General features: G+C 33.6%; 12 protein-coding genes. 9 read left to right on the top strand and 3 right to left on the bottom strand.

What is annotated here, in order from left to right:
* Nucleotides 1-23: 23 nt before the first annotated feature.
* The 6 genes from ABJF52_RS08925 (at nucleotide 24) to ABJF52_RS08900 (ending at nucleotide 14,264) form a co-directional block, all read left to right on the top strand.
* Nucleotides 24-1,757, top strand: a complete 1,734-nt coding sequence (locus ABJF52_RS08925; protein WP_348149212.1) for a sodium:solute symporter — start codon at nucleotides 24-26, stop codon at nucleotides 1,755-1,757.
* 118 nt (nucleotides 1,758-1,875) lie between these two features.
* Nucleotides 1,876-2,916 carry a LacI family DNA-binding transcriptional regulator gene (locus ABJF52_RS08920; RefSeq protein ID WP_348149211.1) on the top strand — a complete coding sequence of 347 codons (1,041 nt, stop codon included), beginning with the start codon at nucleotides 1,876-1,878 and terminating at the stop codon, nucleotides 2,914-2,916.
* Nucleotides 2,917-3,099: 183 nt separating this feature from the next.
* On the top strand, nucleotides 3,100-6,138 hold the full coding sequence (locus ABJF52_RS08915; RefSeq protein ID WP_348149209.1) for a SusC/RagA family TonB-linked outer membrane protein: 3,039 nt from the start codon (nucleotides 3,100-3,102) through the stop codon (nucleotides 6,136-6,138).
* Between the two features lie 26 nt (nucleotides 6,139-6,164).
* Nucleotides 6,165-7,727 carry a SusD/RagB family nutrient-binding outer membrane lipoprotein gene (locus ABJF52_RS08910; RefSeq protein WP_348149207.1) on the top strand — a complete coding sequence of 521 codons (1,563 nt, stop codon included), beginning with the start codon at nucleotides 6,165-6,167 and terminating at the stop codon, nucleotides 7,725-7,727.
* Between the two features lie 101 nt (nucleotides 7,728-7,828).
* Nucleotides 7,829-11,137, top strand: coding sequence for a VCBS repeat-containing protein (locus ABJF52_RS08905; RefSeq protein ID WP_348149205.1), 3,309 nt, complete (start codon nucleotides 7,829-7,831; stop codon nucleotides 11,135-11,137).
* Nucleotides 11,138-11,141: 4 nt separating this feature from the next.
* Nucleotides 11,142-14,264, top strand: a complete 3,123-nt coding sequence (locus ABJF52_RS08900) for a DUF5107 domain-containing protein (protein WP_348149203.1) — start codon at nucleotides 11,142-11,144, stop codon at nucleotides 14,262-14,264.
* A gap of 72 nt (nucleotides 14,265-14,336) precedes the next feature.
* On the opposite strand, the gene ABJF52_RS08895 is transcribed toward ABJF52_RS08900, so the two are convergent.
* Nucleotides 14,337-15,182, bottom strand: a complete 846-nt coding sequence (locus ABJF52_RS08895) for a DUF2911 domain-containing protein (RefSeq protein ID WP_348149201.1) — start codon at nucleotides 15,180-15,182, stop codon at nucleotides 14,337-14,339.
* A 172-nt stretch (nucleotides 15,183-15,354) separates the two neighbouring features.
* On the opposite strand from ABJF52_RS08895, the gene ABJF52_RS08890 reads away from it, so the two are divergent.
* From ABJF52_RS08890 to ABJF52_RS08880, 3 genes are read left to right on the top strand one after another with little or no spacing between them, the layout of a single operon-like run.
* The gene (locus ABJF52_RS08890) at nucleotides 15,355-15,852 is read left to right on the top strand and encodes an SRPBCC family protein (RefSeq protein WP_348149199.1); all 498 of its coding nucleotides are present in this window, start codon (nucleotides 15,355-15,357) and stop codon (nucleotides 15,850-15,852) included.
* Nucleotides 15,853-16,545: an SDR family oxidoreductase gene (locus ABJF52_RS08885; RefSeq protein WP_348149197.1), complete on the top strand. Its 693-nt coding sequence runs from the start codon at nucleotides 15,853-15,855 to the stop codon at nucleotides 16,543-16,545.
* 1 nt (nucleotide 16,546) lies between these two features.
* Nucleotides 16,547-17,854: a deoxyribodipyrimidine photo-lyase gene (locus tag ABJF52_RS08880; protein ID WP_348149195.1), complete on the top strand. Its 1,308-nt coding sequence runs from the start codon at nucleotides 16,547-16,549 to the stop codon at nucleotides 17,852-17,854.
* Between the two features lie 76 nt (nucleotides 17,855-17,930).
* Here the strand turns inward: ABJF52_RS08880 and murA are convergent, their stop codons facing one another.
* A complete protein-coding gene (murA, locus tag ABJF52_RS08875; RefSeq protein WP_348149193.1) occupies nucleotides 17,931-19,241 on the bottom strand; it encodes a UDP-N-acetylglucosamine 1-carboxyvinyltransferase in 1,311 nt (436 codons plus the stop codon).
* A 15-nt stretch (nucleotides 19,242-19,256) separates the two neighbouring features.
* Nucleotides 19,257-19,735: DUF4290 domain-containing protein (locus tag ABJF52_RS08870; RefSeq protein ID WP_348149191.1), on the bottom strand; the 479-nt coding region annotated here is incomplete at its 5' end.

Raw genomic sequence — 19,735 nt, 5'->3', positions numbered from 1 at the left:
ACATAATGACAACCACAACATAAATGGGCATACTCGATTGGACCATATTATGTGCTACCCTACTTTTTATAGTGGGTTATGGAGTCTGGAAAACCAAGGGTAGCAAAAATGTTGATGATTACGTTAGAGGTGGTCGACAAGCAAAATGGTGGACTATCGGTTTTTCTGTTATGGCCACACAAGCTAGTGCGATAACATTTTTATCCACACCAGGACAAGCCTTTCATGACGGAATGGGTTTTGTTCAATTTTATTTTGGACTCCCCATAGCTATGATAATTATTTGTATGGTATTCGTTCCATTATACCATAAACTAAAGGTTTACACAGCTTATGAATTTTTGGAAACTCGCTTTGATTTAAAAACACGTTCACTAGCTGCAATTCTATTTTTAATACAACGTGGATTAGCAGCTGGAATTACTATTTTTGCTCCGTCTATAATTCTGTCAGCCGTTTTAGGTTGGGACCTATTTACACTTAATATTATAATTGGTATACTCGTAATAATTTACACAGTTTCTGGTGGAACCAATGCCGTAAATGTTACTCAGAAACAACAGATGTTTATTATTATGTTGGGTATGTTTCTTACCTTTTTCTTCATTTTAGGTTCTTTACCTGCCGATATTAATTTAAACAAAGCGTTAAAAATTGCTGGTGCAAGTGATAAATTAAATGTTTTAGATTTTAGTTTTAACACTAAAAGTCGCTATACTTTCTGGAGTGGAATTACAGGTGGTTTATTTTTAGCTTTAGCATATTTTGGCACCGATCAAAGTCAAGTTCAAAGATATCTTTCTGGTAAATCAGTTCGTGAAAGTCAATTAGGCCTTGTTTTTAATGGGATTTTTAAGATTCCGATGCAATTTTTTATTCTGCTTGTTGGAGTTATGGTTTTTGTCTTTTATCAATATAATCCATCTCCATTAAATTTTAATCCAGCAGCCACACAAGCTGTAATGGAATCGGAGGCTGCTCCTCGATACCTGGAATTGGACAAACGACATAAAATTCTTGAGATAGATAAAAAGATGGCTCAAGATAAATTTTCGGCGGCTTTATCTCGAAAAGAATATGATGCAATAATGCAAGCTAAACATGAAATTGTTTCTATCAATACTAAAGACAGTACTAATAGAGCTGCTGCCAAAGCATTAATTAAAGAAGCAAATGATGCCATAGAGACAAATGACAAAGACTATGTATTTATTCATTTTATCTTGAATAATTTACCAAAAGGATTAATCGGATTACTGTTGGCAGTTATTTTATCTGCTGCAATGTCTTCAACTGCATCAGAATTAAATGCACTGGGTACAATCACCGCTTTAGATTTATATAAACGTAATAAAAAAGAAAAGCAAACCGATGAACATTATGTATTAGCCTCTAAAGGTTTTACACTTCTTTGGGGCATTGTTGCTATAGCTATAGCTTGTGTTGCAAATTTATTTGATAACCTCATTCAGTTAGTAAATATAATTGGATCAATTTTTTACGGAAATGTTCTAGGGATTTTCTTGTTAGCTTTCTTCTTTAAATTTATAAAAGGTAACGCAGTTTTCTTCGCTGCCATATTAACACAAATTATAGTTATTGTACTGTATTACAACTTAATACATGTTTATCCTTCTGGCCAAGAAAAATTAGGATATTTATGGCTTAATTTTATAGGCTCCGCATTAGTGATAGTTTTAGCCATGTTATTTGAAAGCTTTGATAGACTATTGAAAAAGCCTCCTATACGCGTATAAACTTCATATTACCCTGCTCATATCTATCATTTTCTATATTAGCAAATAGTTAACATTTCATATTTTCTCTATATTTAACCTCAAGTAATACAAAAATAATTACGTGGGAACAAAAAATATGACAGAGAAAAAATACACTATAAAAGATATTGCTAAGTTAGCGGGTGTATCAAAAGGTACCGTTGACAGAGTGCTTCATAAAAGAGGAAGAGTTTCAAAAGAAGCTCGAGATAAAGTAAATCAGGTAATAGTTGAAATCGATTATCAACCTAATTTAATAGCTCGAAATTTAAAGAAAAATAAGGTCTATCGCATTTATGCTCTAATTCCGGATGCCAAATATGACCATTACTGGTTACCCACTATAAAAGGTATTGATGAAGCGTTAAAGGAATTCAAACCTTTTGGGTTGGTTTTAGAGAAATTTTATTTTAATCCTAAAGATTGTAATTCCTTTCAAAAACAAACTGAACAGGCATTGTCGTTAAAGCCAGATGCTATTTTAATGGCGCCTGTATTTCACAAAGAATCATTGGACCTTTTTAAATTGTGTAAGGAACATTCAATAGTAGTTGCTTCTTTTAATAATCATATAGACAAGCTAGGTTTAGAAAATTTTATTGGACAAGATTTAAATCAGAGTGGCCGGGTAGCGGCAGGTTTAATTGATAAAATAACTAAAAAGAATTGCAACATAGGCATTCTTCATATTAATGAAGAATCGCATATGAAACATAAAGAAATTGGATTTAGAGCCTATTTTAAAGAAAAGCATAAAAAACCTAAAGAAATTGTCACCTTTAGTTTAACGAATAGTGAAGACCTTAATTTTCAGGATAATATTTCACAATTTATGAGTGACAATGATGGAATTTCAGCGGTTTTTGTGACGAATTCGAAGGCTTATCTTATCGCAAATTTGTTAAAAAATGAAAACAAAAAAATTGTTATTGTAGGATATGACCTATTAAATGAGAATATTGAGCTCCTAAAAAATGGTGATATAGAATTCTTAATCCATCAGAGGCCATATAGACAAGCTTATGTAGGTGTTAGTTATCTTGCTGAAAATCTGCTTTTTGGAAAAAAGATACCATCGCAAAACCTTTTACCAATAGATATAATTACCGCCGAAAATGTTAAATATTATGAGAATTAAAATTCCTACATACTAATAAATTGTATAAAATGTGCTCGAACACATTTTTTTAAGAAAACCTTCACTTTAACAAAAAATTTACTAATTTAACCCCGTTGTTAAGATAAGGTTAATTAAAAATACAAACAGTTTTACCCTATATCTAATGCGAACTATTAATAAATTAACTCAAAACACCCGATTATGATTAAGAAATTATTGTTGTTTTTGGTGCTAGTATTCGGATCTTATCCGTTGCTTGCACAAACTAAAACAGTATCAGGTACAGTTACCGATGCTGCAGACGGATCCCCTTTACCTGGGGTAAATGTACTTGTACAGGGTACAACAAATGGTACACAAACAGATTTTGATGGAAATTATTCTATCGATGCAGAAGAAGGAAATGTTCTTATATTTTCTTACTTAGGTATGAGCACAAAAAATGCTACAGTTGGTTCAGCAGATGAATTAAGTATTTCATTAGATGAAGATGCTAGTCAACTTGATGAAGTTGTTGTAACGGCATTAGGTGTCGAGAGACAGAAAAAATCACTTACTTACGCTACGCAAGGAATCGATGCTGAAGGTATTGATGAAGCAAGACCACAACAAAACTTAGTAAACAGTTTACAAGGTAAAGTTGCAGGTCTTTCTATTCAAACAACAGGTAGTGGTGTTAGTGGTAGTTCTAAAGTTGTACTGCGTGGTAACAGATCCATTAATGGTAGTAGCCAAGTTCTTTATATTGTAGATGGTGTGCCATTAGGAGGTGATATTTCTGATATTAGCCCTGATGATGTTGCTTCAATTAACGTATTAAAAGGAGCAAACGCAGCTGCACTTTATGGTGCAAGAGCAAACAACGGTGCGATTATCATTACTACAAAATCTGGTACCGAAGGAGGTATGAGTATTATTGTAAGTTCTACCTTAACTGCACAAAAAGGTAATATTTTATTCGACTATCAAAATGAATACGGACAAGGTAGTGCTGGAGTTTACAATCCAGGATCTACTGGATCTTGGGGACCTGCGTTAGATGGTTCTACAGTTGCCGGATGGCAGCCTTCAGGTGCTACATCTTATAGCTTTAGCCCACAACCCAATAATGTGGAAGATTTTATGCAAACAGGCTTTAATTTAGCCAATAACCTTTCAATTAGATCAGGTAATGAAAAAGTTAGAACCTTTTTCGGTTATACACATGAACTTAGAAATGGTATTACAAGGGATAACGATTTAAAAAGACATAATGTTACCTTTAAAATTGATAATAATCTTATTGAAGACAAATTGGTTTTAAGTGCCAAAGCAAATTATATTCGAACTGATTTAAATAATTCAATAGCTTCTGGTGAAAATTATGCTAACCCATGGCGTCATGCATACCGTTTACCACGTAACATCAGAACTGAAGATGCAGAAAATTACAATTATATAGATGCAGAAGGTAATGTTAAGCAAAATTATTGGAAGCCAAATGATAATGGTGGTGCTAACCCATATTGGACAGTAAATGAGAATCTTAATGAAACTATGATAAATAAAATTATAGGTTATGCTTCATTAAAATATAATTTTACCGACAATTTTGATTTAATGATTAGAACGTCTTTAGATACCAGTTCTTCTACTAGAGAAGATACTTTTTCTAACGATTCATACATTATTGCAGATAATGGTAATTATAATACGTATAATTATACTGGCTATGAGTGGAATTCAGATTTTCTTTTTGGGTATACTAAAGAAATTAGTGAAGACTTTGGATTCAATCTTAATTTTGGTGGTAACAACAGACAAACAAGATCACAATGGGTGCGTACTGATAATGGTGGTTTAAATGCAGCAAATATCTTTGCTGTTACAAACGCCTTAAATCTTACTTCAACTCAAGATTTCGAGACAAAACACGTTAATTCACTTTATGCTTTTGGTCAAGCCGCTTTAAAAGATGCTGTATTTTTAGACCTTACTTATAGAAGTGACTGGAGTTCAACACTTCCGGCCGAAAATAGAAGATTCGATTATTATTCTGCTGGTATTAGTGGTGTTATTTCTGATTTAGTTACACTACCGGAAGTAATTTCTTATTTAAAACTAAGAACCTCTTATGCCGAAGTAGGTAACGATACAGACCCTTATGAAATTTCTAGAAATGCTAACTTAGTTGCTGGTGGTTTTGTGCAACTACAAACTACGCAACCAAATGAGAGTCTTAAACCTGAACGTACTAAGTCTTTAGAATTTGGTGTAGATGCCCGTTTATTTGATAATCGTTTAGGGATTGACTTCACTTATTATAAGTCTAATAGTATTGACCAATTATTCAGTGCTTCTCAAGAGGTTGCAACAGGGATTTCTACTAAATTTATTAACGGTGGTGATGTTCAGAACAAAGGTGTTGAGCTAATTTTAACAGGTACACCAATTCGTACTTCAGATTTTAATTGGGATGTAACAGTTAACTATTCTAAAAATACTAGTGAAGTGTTAAGCTTATCTGAAGGGTTAGATGAATTATCATATGGTGGTGACTTCTTTAGACAGTTTAAACTAGAAGTTGGTCAACCTTGGGGTAATGTATACTCAAGAGGTTTCGCAAGAAATGATGCAGGACAAGTATTAGTAGCTGCAGATGGTACACCTGAAGTAACTTCTGGTCAAGATGTACTAGTTGCTAATTACAACCCAGATTGGTTAGGTGGTATTACCAACTCTTTCCGTTACAAGAATCTTAGTTTTAGTTTCCTAATTGATATGCGACAAGGTGGTCAAGTTGGTTCGTTGACAAATGCAATTCTTGCTTCTGATGGTGCTTTAGAAAGCACACTTGCTGGTCGTGATGGTAGTTTAATTTTTGGTACTAATATTTTCCCAGAACTTGATGTTGTTCAAGCAGACGGAAGTGCTAATAATATTAACGTAAATGCAGAACAATTCTGGGCAAAGATTGGCGGTAGAAACTCTCCGGTAGGTGAAGCCTTCGTTGAGGATGCATCTAATATTAGAATGCGTGAAATGAGTTTAGGTTATAGCCTTCCTCAATCAATATTAGGTGATGGTCCTTTTAAAAGTGCGAAAATATCATTGGTTGGTAGAAACTTATTCTTTATTAAAAACAATGCTTCTTTTGACCCTGAAGTCTTGATCAACACGAATACAAATGCTGATGGTTTCGAATCATTCTCTCCACCATCAACTAGTAGTTTAGGGGTGAACGTGAAATTCGCATTTTAAAAAATTGTAACTTTAAAAGAAAAAACATGAAAAATATAATAACAAAATTTAGTTTAGGTGTAGCCTTAGCTTTTCTGAGCGTTGGCTGTACCGAAGACTTCGAAGAAATAAATACAGACCCTCTCGTATTGGATATTGGTAAAATATCAGATAGTCCTGTTTTACAGGGACAAGCTTTTGCACAAGCACAATACACTGGTGTAAATGGCCTTCACTGGAGATTTCAAATATCTCAAAATTTATTTGCAGATCTTTGGGCACAATACTTTGCAACAACCGCTTCTGGTTTTGATTCTGATAGATACACCCAAGTGGGTCGTTGGGCTGATTTGGCTTGGACTTCATTTTACGGTGAGTCTGCTCCGCAATTAAAATTGGTAGAAGATCTTACTGCTGAAACTGGTAATGCAGTGGGTAATGCAATGGCTAAGATTTGGAGAGTTCATTCGTATCATAGAATGACAGATTATTGGGGACCAGTTCCTTATTCTGAGTTTGGTAATACTGAATTAGAATTTATACCATATGATTCTCAAGAGTCTATGTACAGAAGCTTCTTTGTAACATTAGATGAAGCTGTTGCGCAATTAGCGGGAGGCGGAAATTCTTTCGGAGGTAGCGATAGAGTTTATTCTGGTGACGGAGCTAAATGGTTAAAGTTTGCGAATAGCTTACGTTTACGTTTAGCTTTAAGAGTAAAATATGCTGATCCGGCATTGGCAAAATCTGAAGCTGAAAAAGCTGTTGCGGCAGGTGTTTTTACTGATAATTCAGAAAATGCGTATGTCTCTGTAGATGATACAAACCGAAACCCAATCGAGACTATTACCGATTGGGGTGAATATAGAATGAGTGCAACAATGGAAAGTATTCTAGAAGGATATGAAGATCCCCGTTTACCAGAATTTTTTCAACCAGCTGCTGATGGTGATTCAGACGGTGACGGAAGTCCTTATGAAGGTCTTTTGAACGGACAAACTAAAGTTAGTTTGGAAACAAGTAAAAATGCTGGACATTCAGATGTTGGTATTCAATTTGTTGATGTTGCTAAGGGTGGAACAAACCCTCCTATGGAAGTAATGAATGCTGCTGAAGCTTATTTCTTAAGAGCAGAAGGCGCTTTAGCAGGATGGGCCATGGGTGGTACTGCACAAGAATTATATGAAATGGGAATTCGGACTTCTTTAATGAAAGAAACTACTGCTGATGCTGCTGCTATCGATACGTATATTGCTAGCACTAATACTCCAATTGCTTTTGAAGCAGGTGCTGCTCCCGTAGCAACAATTCCAGTAGCTTTTGGTGGAACTGATGAAGAAAAACTTGAGCAAATAATTACTCAAAAATGGTTGGCCATCTATCCTAATGGATGGGAAGCTTGGGCAGAATTGAGAAGAACTGGATATCCAAAGCAATACGCAAGAGTTCAATCAGAAAATCCTGATGTAGCTGCTGATGAGATAGTAAGACGAATGGTTTATGTTACTAGCTCATTTGAACCAAGTAGTGAAGGTGTTGATGCTGCTATTTCAAGTGCTGAATTAGGCTCTGATAAGAACAACATTAAATTATGGTGGGATAAAAAATAATCCCTTGATTACAATTAATAGAAAAACACCAATATCTTTATATTGGTGTTTTTTGTTTGATGTAATTATCAAACAATAGTATTATTCTAAAATAACAAACAATGAAATTCTTAAGACCTCATAGTAAATTACTTTATTTACTTGTCGCCAGTATAATATGCTCCTGTACTTCAGATGATAAAGGCAAACAATTTTCATTGTTAACTAGCAATACAACAGGCATCAACTTTAAAAATATATTAAAAGAAACCGAGACTTTTAATGTCTTAGAATATGGCTATTTATATAATGGTGGTGGTGTTTCTATAGGCGACCTAAATAATGATGGCTTACCAGATATTTACTTTACAGGCAATATGGTAGGTAGTCAGCTTTACATTAACCAAGGTGATTTTAAATTTAAAGAAATTGCTAAAAAAGCGGGAGTTTTTGCTGATGGTTTATGGAATACGGGTACGACAATGGCGGATGTAAATGCCGATGGTTACTTAGATGTTTATGTTTGTAGGTCAGCAGCTAAAGACCCAGATAAAAGAAAAAATTTATTATTTATAAACAATAAAGACCTCACTTTTACCGAAAGTGCTGCGGAATATGGAATTGCAGATTCTGGTTATTCTACACAAGGTGCCTTTTTTGATTATGATAAAGATGGAGATTTAGATTTGTATGTGCTAAATCATTCTACGCAGGAATATGCAGGTTTTGGTCAAATAACAGCTTCCCTAAAGAAAAAGAAAAACGATAATTATTCAGATAAGTTATATAAAAATGAAAATGGTAAATTCATTAATGTTAGTGACAGATCTGGCTTAATCTCCAACGTTTTAGGTTTTGGATTAGGAATTGCAATATCAGATATTAATAATGACACTTGGCCGGACATCTATGTTTCTAATGATTATAATGAACAGGACTACCTATATATAAATAATCAAGATGGGACGTTCTCGGAGAGTTTAGAACAATTTATTGGTCATACTTCATTATTCTCCATGGGTTCGGATATTGCGGATATTAATAATGATGGTTATACAGATATAATGACCTTAGATATGTTACCTGAGGGTAATGACAGACAAAAAATGGTTTCAGGTCCTGATAATTACGATAAATTTAGTCTGCTTGCAAAATCCGGTTTCTACAACCAAACCATGAGAAATATGCTACAGGTTAATAACCAAGGAGAATCTTTTTCTGAAATTGGACAGTTCTCAGGTATATCAAATACAGATTGGAGTTGGAGTGCACTTTTTCCTGATTTAAATAATGACGGTTATAAAGATCTTTTTATAACCAATGGGTATAAGCGCGACTATACGAATATGGACTTTATGAACTTTGCGGTCCAAGAAAAACTTAAAGAAAATAAAACTGGTCAAAAAATTGCCATCATGGAGCTATTAGAGAAAGTTCCACCTACCATTGAAGAAAATTATACCTATAAAAATAATGGCGACTTAACATTTACTAAAATGAATGCTGATTGGGGGCTAAATCAAAAATCTTTATCAAACGGAGCAGCATATGCAGATTTAGATAATGACGGTGATTTAGATCTAGTCGTAAATAACATTGATGATGAACCTTTTATTTATAGAAATAATAATGAGTTAGATTTAAATTCAAATTATCTGAAAGTTAGACTTAAAGGTTCGGATGAAAATACCTTTGGAATTGGTGCTAAAGTCTTATTACATGTAAAGGACAAAATAATTAGTCAGGAAATGATGCCATCGAGAGGGTATCAATCTTCGGTAGATTTTAATTTAGTTTTCGGATTGGGTGAAGTTAAAGCAATTGATAAGATTGAGATTATATGGCCAGATTCAAAAGTTCAGGTTATAGAAAATGTCGAGTCCAACCAAGAAATAACACTGAATCAAGCTGATGCCATTACAGTTAACTCAAAAGATAAAAGCCCCTCCACTACCCTATTTACAGATATATCTGCAGACAGTCTCTTAATTGCTGAACATATTGAAAATAATTATGTCGATTTTAAAAGACAGCAATTATTACCTCATAAACTTTCTACACAAGGGCCAAAACTTGCTAAAGGAGATGTAAATAGCGACGGATTAGAAGATATATATGTTTGTGGCGCAAAAGGCAGTCTTGGAAAACTTATGTTACAATCTAGAAATGGAGAATTTATCGATGCTAATTTCTCAATTGAAGAAGATTTAAAATATGAAGACACAGCTGCATTATTCTTTGATGCGGATAATGATAACGATTTGGATTTATATATAGTAAGTGCTGGAAATGAATATGAATCTGGTGCTACGGAATTACAGGACCGCATCTATTTTAATAATGGTAAAGGTAAATTTACAAAAAGAGAAAAAGCACTACCTACAATGTTCACGAATGGTTCATGTGTTGTTTCAAGTGATATTGATAATGATGGTGATTTAGACCTTTTTGTAGGAGGTCGGGTGATTACAGGAGAATATCCCAATGCCCCAAGAAGTTATATCTTAATTAACGATGGGCAAGGTAATTTTAGTGACAATACAATAAAAATTAATCCAGCTTTGGTGAACCCTGGAATGGTCACAGATGCAATATGGGAAGATGTTGATAATGATGACCTTGAAGATCTAATTTTGGTTGGTGAATTTATGCCTATTAGAATTTTTAGAAATAATAACAGTCAACTTATTGAAATTGAAAATACGAACTTGACAAATACCGAAGGATGGTGGAATTCAATAGAAGCTGCGGATTTTGATAACGACGGTGATATCGATTTTGTGCTCGGTAATTTTGGTTTAAACTCACAATTAAAAGCTTCACCCGTAGAACCTGTTCGCTTGTATGCGAAAGATTTTGATGGAAATGGTTCTATTGATCCAATATTAAGCTCCTTTAATATGGGTGAAGAATATCCAGAATGGTCCAAAGATGATTTAATAGGTCAACTTAGTGGACTAAAGGCAAAGTACATTAATTACGCTGATTATGCTAAGGCAAAAATTACGGACATCTTTTCTTCTGAAGAACTCAAAGATGCGAAAATTCTTAAAGCTGTAACTTTCTCAAGTTCATATGTAGAGAATTTAGGTGATGGTACATTTAGTTTAAAAGCCTTACCTAATGTTGTACAGTTCGCTCCTATATATGGCATCCTTGTAGAAGACTTTAATGAGGATGGTAATTTAGATGTTATAATGGCCGGTAACTTTTTTGGAAATAGAGTTAAATATGGTAGGTATGATGCCAACAAAGGATTTATTCTTTTAGGTGATGGAAAAGGTGGATTTACCATACTTGATAATAAAAACAGTGGACTCAATTTAGATGGAGAGATTAGAGATGTTGTATCAGTAAAAAATGCAAATAATGAAGAATTAATTTTGTTTGCGAGAAATAATGAATCAGTAAAAATTTACAAAAAAGATTGATTGAATGAAATTGAAGAATAACATAGTTAAGATTATTGCATTAAGTTTATTACTCGCTGCACCAATGGCTTTTAGCCAAGAACTAGCAATTAAAGAAGAGATTTTATCGCTTCCAACGTACGGTTTTCACAAGCCTAATCCTGTTCCAATTCTAGCTGAAAACCCAAAAATATTTCCGTATTTCAAATTTGAAGAATACGAACACGATTCTAAAATGAAAGATTGGAAAGTTGTAACATTAGAAAATGATTATATAAAAGTTTTTGTACTCCCTGAAATTGGAGGTAAAGTTTGGGGGGCCATAGAAAAATCAACAGGAGAAGAATTTCTCTATAAAAATGAAGTAGTAAAATTTAGAAATATTGCCATGCGTGGCCCATGGACTTCAGGGGGAATTGAATTTAATTTTGGAATTATTGGACATCATCCAGCAACAGCAACTTCAGTTAATTATCTCACTAAAACGAATACTGACGGAAGTGTTAGTTGTATTGTTGGAAATACCGATTTACCGTCTAATACACGATGGACAGTAGAAATTCGTTTAGAAAAAGACAAAGCTTTTTTCGAAACAAATGCCTCTTGGTACAATGCCTCTCCCCTAACTGAAAGTTATTATAATTGGATGACTGGTGCTGCAGTAGCAACTATGGATTTAGAATTTTTTATACCGGGTGATAAATATGTAGGGCATCCTGGTGATGCACATTCATGGCCTATTGATGATAAAGGTAGAAATTTAGCCATGTATAAAAATAACAATTTCGGTTCCGATAAATCATATCATATTGTTGGTGAATATAATGACTATTTTGGAGGATATTATCACGACAAGAATTTTGGTTTTGGAACATGGGCTCCTTACGAAGAAATGCCAGGACAAAAATTATGGCTTTGGAATCAAGCTCGAAGCGGAGGAATTTGGGAAGATCTTTTAACCGATTCGGATGGTCAATATATTGAATTTCAGGCTGGTCGTCTTTTTGATCAATACTCCCCTGGAGAAGTTAACCCAATAAGCCAAGTTGGTTTTGACCCTTACATGATGGATAGTTGGTCGGAAATTTGGTTTCCTTATAAGGAAATTGGTGGTATGGAAGATGCCTCTAAACAAGGCGTCTTAAATATTGAATTTGAAGAAGGCAAGGCAATAATCGGACTAAATGCATTACAAAAATTAAATCAGGATATTCAGGTAAAAGTAAATGATAAAATCGTTTTTAATGAATCTTTCGACCTAAATCCTATGGAAATTTATTCACAAACACTTCCAATAAATTCTAATGATATTATTGAAGTAGCGATATTGGGTACAGAGTTATATTATACAAATAAGCCCTCAGTCAATACCATTAAGCGACCATTCTATCCTGATGAAAATTTGAAAGTTTCAGATGCTGAAAATCTTTATCAAGATGGTATTGAGGCTTTAGAATTTAGAGAATACCCGTTGGCTCACAATAAATTATCTTCTTTAATAGAATTGGATCCATCGCATCGTGCTGGATTAAATGCTTTAGCCGAACTCGAATATAGAAAAACCGATTATGATGCTGCGCTTAAAAATGTAAATGCTGTGCTTAAAATGGATACCTATAATTCAAATGCGAACTACATTGCAGGCATAACTTACAAAGCACTTAAGGATGACTTAAATGCTTTGGAATCTTTAGGTTGGGCTGCTCGAGATATTAAATACAGATCAGTTGCTTATGCGAACATGGCAGAAATTTATTTAGCGCAAAAAAACTTTAATAGAGCTCAAATGTATGCCACCAAAGCATTGACATTTAATTTGAATAATGTAAATGCAACTGAGGTACTTTTAGTGTTATCCAGAATTAAAAACAATAAAGAGTCTTTCGAAAATTACACTAAAGTTCTAGATAAAATTGACCCCTTAAGTAATTTTGCGTCTGCCGAGAAAACGAGATTTTATAATACAGTTGACACTTTAAATACGAGTAAACTAATCAACGAATTTGAGAAAGAAAATATTTTAAGTACAGCAATTAGATACCACCAATTGGGTTTTAATACGGAAGCTTTACTTTCAATTTTAGAGAACAAGAAATTTGTAAAAAATATTATATGGGCAGCATATTTACAAAAGGAATCTAGCACTACTGAAAGTATAAGACTTTTGTCAGATGCAATAGGGGCTGATATTAAACTTGTTTTTCCTTATCGAAGAGAAACTATTCCGGTACTGCAATGGGCTATAAGTCAAAATGACTCTTGGAAATTAAAGTATTATTTAGCGCAAAACTACATTGCTGTTGGTCTAAATAATAAAGGTGAACAGTTACTAAAAGAAATTGGAGATGTGCCTGATTCTGATATTTTTTATAGAACTAGAGCGGCACTTGTACAGAATTCTGATTATGAATTGAAAGCGAAAGACTACGAAAAAGCACTGAAATTGGCTTCGAACGATTGGAAAGTTTGGGAAGAGAATATTCTATTTCAATTGAAAAACAAACAAAATGACGATGCTTATGCTTTATCAAAAAAAGCAGTTAAAAAGTTTAAAGGGAATTATAATATCGAATTAAGTCATGCACGTGCTTTAATTAGTACAGGCAGATATTCAGAAGTAATAAAAGTGTTGAAAAAAATTCAAATTTTGCCTTTTGAACACGCTAGTGAAAGTAGAAGAATATATGAACGAGCACATATAGCGGTAGCACAGAATTTAATTTCCAATAGAAAATACAATACTGCCATTGCCATTTTAAATGATTCTAAAAAGTGGCCTGAAAATATAGGTGTCGGTAAACCTTATACTCCCGATGAAAGAGTGCAAGATTATTTATTGGCTATTTCATATGATGCAATTGGTGAAACAAAATCTGGAGATGAATTACTTAATTCAATTGTAGCTTATACCAATACTCATATTGCAAATTCAGATATTGATCATTTGTACGGACTTTTAGCTTTAAAAAAATTAGGAAAAGAAGATGAACTTAAAAAATTAAGTTCAAAATTAAATACTGATAATCCTAAAAATAAATTAGCACTTTCATTGTTTAATAATAGCCTTGAAGAAGCCGAAGGTTATAAAGAAAAAAGTCATTTACCTGATTTCGTATGGAATGGTATTTTGGAAATGCTTAAATATTAGGCATATTTTAAAACATAAAAAAGGTCCTATTTAAATTATAAATAGAACCTTTTTTTTATAGTAAAATGCTAATTATTTTGCTCCCCATTCTTTTAAAGAATCGGTATTCATTTTAACATAATCATCATTACCTGCTTCTTTTGCAGCAGCTAAAGACTTTTTAGCAGCATCTATAGCAGCTTTTTTATCACCCGCTTTAGCATTTACCAAAGACTGCTGACGTAGTTGCCAAAATGCTGGCTTTTCAGTCATGGACATTGCCTTGTCCATCCATTCTTTTGCCTTCTTAATATCTTTACCTGAATTCATATAATATACTGCAGATGCGTAATAATCTCCAGCTCCTGGACCGGCCATAACTTTATCGATACTTTGCATTACGGCTGCATCAGTACCTACCCCAATTTTAACGGGTAAGTAGGTTGATTCCCATAGAAAACCTAAAGTGGCTCCATTATCAGATAGGTCATCAATTATTATAGTAAATGTTTCCATTGACATTGGCATTTTAACAACTTCAGATGTTACTTTAGCAACAACCTTAGATTCATCCAAAACTTTGGGAGTTCCACCATCATTAGGTCCTTCATATAAATAAACCTCCCATGAAGATGCGCCGGGTTTCGAGAATATTGCATAAGATCCTGCTTTCACTTCAGTACCACCAAATGTTACATCCTTTGAAAAAGAGATTTTTGTTCTTGCATTTGCTCCTGTTCTCCAAATTTTATCATAAGGTACCAAATCACCAAAAATGGTTCTACCTCGCATAGATGGTCGTGAATAATCAACAGTAATATCAGTTAAACCTACTGTCTGAATTAATTGTGCACCCGGACTTGGTGCTGGTGTTTGTATTTGAGCATTTACAGCAAAAGAAGCCATTATTGCACAAATAAATAGTGTAATCTTTTTCATGTGATAGTGTATTTATTAGTTTATACGAAATTACACAGAATGCCATACGGCATTTGTTAATAAAAACTTAAATAAGTAAAATTGAAATAATTGGTTAAATGACATTTATACTATTTTGTCTAACTTTTTTGTTTTATAATTAGACATTTATTATTTTTGATAAAAGTTTTTTATGAGATTATATCAGCTTTATTCAAAACAAGCACTACCAATAAGCCAGAAAGAAGCATGGGATTTTCTATCAAATCCAGCCAATTTAAAAACTATTACCCCTGCCCGAATGGGTTTTAATATTTTATCAGGTTCAGAAAGAAAAATGTTTCCCGGCCAAATCATTCAATATAAGGTATCTCCATTTATTGGCTATTCGACAAAATGGGTAACTGAAATTACGCATGTTAAAGAAGGTGAATATTTTGTTGATGAACAGCGTTTTGGCCCTTATCAACTTTGGCATCACAAACACTTTATTAAAGTAATTCCAGGCGGTATAGAAATGGAAGATATAATTGATTATAAAATCCCTTTTGGAATAATTGGTCAATTAGCACATTCAATCTTAATTAAAAAGCAATTGTCAGAAATATTTTCATATCGAGAAAAAGTACTACACCAACTATTTGGTGTACTAAATCCACAATCTAAAGTACTTCAATTTAAATCTATATAAATGAAAAAAAATATTCTTTTAATAGGTGGTTCTAGTGGTATTGGCCTCGCTGTAGTAAAACAAATGCATAATACTCATAATATTTTCGTTGCATCAAGAACTAAGGATAATTTAGTTTCATTGGATATAAATCATATTCAATTCGACACTACGAAAGAAAGTCTAAATTTAGACCTTTTACCTGATGAGCTTCATGGTTTTGTGTATTGTCCTGGGAGTATCAATTTAAAACCTTTTAAAATGTTGGCTAGTGAAAAATTTGAGGAAGAAATGCATCTCAATTTTTTTGCTTTAATAAAAGTATTTAAAGCCATTGTTTCTAGATTAACAGCTAATTCTAGCGTTATATTTTTTAGTACGGTTGCCGTGCAAAAAGGTATGCCTTTTCATACGAGTGTTGCTGCAGCCAAAGGAGCAATTGAGGGATTTGGTAAGGCACTAGCAGCAGAATATGCAACAAAATTTAGGGTGAACATTATAGCACCTTCTTTAGTAGACACTCCGCTTGCAAAAAGGTTGCTTAATAATGATAAAAAGAAAGAAACAAATGCAATGCGACATCCCATGCAACGTATTGGCACTCCAGACGATATTGCGAATATGGTTGTTTTTTTATTGAGTGATAACAGTAGTTGGATGACCGGACAAGTTATTGCAGTTGATGGGGGAACAAGTACTCTAAATGTAAATTGATATGAAAAAAGAAATATCACTTTTTTGGTTTAGAAGAGATTTACGTCTTGAAGATAATGTAGGACTTACACATGCACTTAAAGGTAATTATCCTGTGTTGCCGATATTTATATTTGACAAAAACATTTTATCAAAACTTCCCAGAGACGATGCTCGATTAAACTTTATCTATGATACACTAGAAAAAATTAATAAAACGATTGAAAAAGATTTCAAGAGTTCAGTAGCCTATTTACATGATACACCTAAAGAAGCTTTTAAAAAGTTAATGAGTGAATATGATGTTCAACAGGTTTATACAAATAGTGATTATGAGCCCTATGCTATAAAACGTGATAGCCAAATTAAAAAATTACTTTCCGAAAATAAAATTGAGCTCCTAACCTTTAAAGACCAAGTGATTTTTGAAAAAAATGAAGTTGTTAAAAGTGATGGAGAGCCTTATGTAGTTTATACACCTTTTAAAAATAGATGGAAAGAAAAATTCAGAGTTGAAAAATCTATAGAAATAAAGAATACTACAAAATATTTAAAAAATCTTCTTCAGATCAATCTGTCGAACCCACAACTTTCGGAATTAGGATTCGAAAAGTCTTCAATAAAAGTACCAGAGTATAATGTAACCCATACCCTAATTGAAAATTATGAGAAAACTCGCAATTTTCCTGCTATTAAAAATGGGACTTCTCACTTAGGTCCGCATTTACGTTTTGGTACTGTTTCAGTGCGACAAATGGTAAAAAAAGCCATTGCAGAAAAAAATGAAGTATTTTGGAACGAACTCATATGGAGAGAATTTTTTATGCAAATTTTATGGCATTTTCCACATACTGTAAATAAGTCCTTTAGACCAAAATACGATCGAATCGATTGGCGAAACAATGAAAAAGAATTTAAAAAATGGTGCAATGGAGAAACTGGATACGCTTTGGTCGATGCTGGTTTGCGACAGTTAAATCAAACCGGATATATGCACAACAGAGTACGTATGCTGGTGGCGAGTTTTTTATGTAAACATTTACTTATAGATTGGCGATGGGGTGAAGCCTACTTTGCTGAAAAATTATTGGATTACGACCAAAGCGCAAACGTGGGAAATTGGCAATGGGCTGCAGGCAGTGGCGTTGATGCTGCCCCCTATTTTAGAATATTTAATCCAATGACCCAAGTTGATAAATTCGATAAGAAAAAAGAATACATCAACAAATGGGTTACCGATTTACAAGAACTTACATACCCGTCAAAAATGGTGGACCATAAAATGGCCCGTGAAAGATGTTTAACGGTTTATAAAGAAGCATTAAAATAATATATTGCTTAATAAAGCCTAGAAATCTTCAAATTCTGAATAAGAAAGAATATAAGTATATCTTCGTCTAAAGTAATTAATCTATACGCTCAATTTTGGCTCCAATTGCTCTAAGTCTTGTATCTATATCTTCGTAACCTCGATCAATTTGTTCAATATTGTGGATTGTTGAAGTTCCCTTTGCTGACAAAGCAGCTATTAATAATGAAACCCCTGCTCTTATATCAGGTGAAGTCATTGTCGTAGCTTTTAAAGTCGATTTAAAATCATGGCCAATTACAGTTGCTCTGTGCGGATCGCAAAGGATAATCTTTGCTCCCATATCAATTAACTTATCAACGAAGAAAAGTCGACTTTCAAACATTTTCTGATGAACAAGAACTTCTCCTTTTGCTTGGGTCGCCATCACTAAAATAATACTTAGTAAATCTGGTGTTAAACCTGGCCAAGGGGCATCTGATATCGTCAAAATAGAACCGTCTATATAATTTTGAATTTCATATCCGTCCTTGTGTTCTGGAATAAATATATCTTCACCTCTTCGTTCTAATTTAATCCCTAATTTTCCAAAAACTGTAGGTATTTGGCCTAAATCATCCCAACTAACATTCTTTATTGTTAGTTCACTTTTTGTCATTGCAGCCAGTCCTACCCAACTACCAATTTCAATCATGTCAGGTAACATTCTATGTTCCGTTCCTCCCAATTCATTAACACCTTGTATGGTTAATAGATTAGAACCTATGCCAGAGATTTTGGCTCCCATTCTATTCAGCATATTACACAACTGCTGTAAATAAGGCTCACATGCTGCATTATAAATTGTAGTTTCACCTTCAGCTAAAACAGCTGCCATAACAATATTAGCAGTGCCGGTAACCGAAGCTTCGTCTAAAAGCATGTAAGTACCTTTTAGCTTTTTCGCTTCAACCCCATAAAAATGTTCTTCCTTATTATACCTAAATTTCGCACCAAGATTTATAAAACCTTCAAAATGTGTGTCTAATCTTCTACGGCCAATTTTATCACCTCCTGGTTTTGGAATATACCCTTGACCAAATCTTGATAATAATGGACCAACCATCATTATGGAACCGCGTAAACCACTCCCGTCTCTCTTAAAACCAGCTGATTGTAAATATTCTAGGTTAACTTCATCTGCTTGAAAAGAATATGAACCTTTACTTAACTTCTTGACTTTAACACCAAGATCTTTAAGTAGTTGTATTAATTTATTTACATCAACAATATCTGGAATGTTGTTGATAGTTACTTTTTCAGCTGTAAGTAATACAGCACAAAGAATTTGCAAGGCTTCATTTTTGGCTCCTTGCGGTGTTATTTCACCGGAGAGCTGATGGCCTCCTTCAATTTTAAACGTTCCCATCTAAGATTTGAGGTATTAGTACCGCTTTTTTCCGCGGTTGTTATTTCGTTGATTCTTTTTATTCGAGTGACTATTGCTACTGCGACTGTTACTCTTATTTGAACGGTTTTTAAGAAACTGTTGACTTTCAGTTAAGTTCTCTTCTTTCGAAGCTAAGTCAATAGCACCGTTACTCAATTCAATTAAATGCTTGAAAATAATTTTATCTTCAACTGTATCTTTATTCCAGTTTAAGTAACATTTTTTCATGTGGTTAGCAATAGCATATTCTAAACCATCACGCATATCACCTTTTTCCCATTTAACAGCTACATCAATCATTCGTTTAATATTGTTTCCGTAAAAACGATACTTTGGAAAGTTTTGAGGATATTCCAAGGGTTCTGGTTTCTCTTGCAACATTTCCTTTGTGGTAATCGGAAAAGGAGAGTCGACATCTAATTTAAAATCAGACATTATAAATAACTGATCCCAAAGTTTATGTTGAAAATCTG

Origin of the sequence: Aurantibacter sp., from assembly GCF_039941195.1 — a bacterium.
GTDB lineage: Bacteria > Bacteroidota > Bacteroidia > Flavobacteriales > Flavobacteriaceae > Aurantibacter_A.
Note: the sequence above shows the minus strand (reverse complement) of the source record. Positions and strands in the feature narration are given on the sequence as shown.